The sequence below is a fragment of the Phytobacter massiliensis JC163 genome (assembly GCF_000321045.1).
In the GTDB taxonomy this organism is placed as follows: Bacteria; Pseudomonadota; Gammaproteobacteria; order Enterobacterales; family Enterobacteriaceae; genus Phytobacter_A; species Phytobacter_A massiliensis.
This window is the reverse complement of record NZ_CAEO01000210.1, coordinates 1-304: the sequence shown is the minus strand read 5'-3', so window position 1 is coordinate 304 and position 304 is coordinate 1. Positions and strand designations below refer to the sequence as shown.

At 68.4% G+C, this 304-nt stretch carries 1 pseudogene; it reads right to left on the bottom strand.

The window, feature by feature from the left end:
* Positions 1-304 (bottom strand): annotated as a pseudogene (locus ENTHG_RS00255) (transketolase); the annotation flags it as partial.

Here is a 304-nt window from a genome sequence, read left to right as displayed (position 1 = left end):
GTCTTTCAGCACGTAGCCGCCGCGGGCGATGTCCGCCAGCTGCTGCTCCGTACGTGCCTGCTGCGCCAGGTTCTGACGGGAGAGAATCAGCGCCGTCGGGCCGTCGGCACGCTCAACGCCGTACTTCCACGCCACCGCCGATTCCACCTGGTCGCACGGACGCCATGTGGAGACGTTCGGGGTCACGCGCAGGCTGGCCACCTGCTCCACCGGCTGGTGGGTCGGGCCGTCCTCGCCCAGACCGATGGAGTCGTGAGTGTAGACCAGCACCTGACGCTGCTTCATCAGCGCCGCCATGCGCACC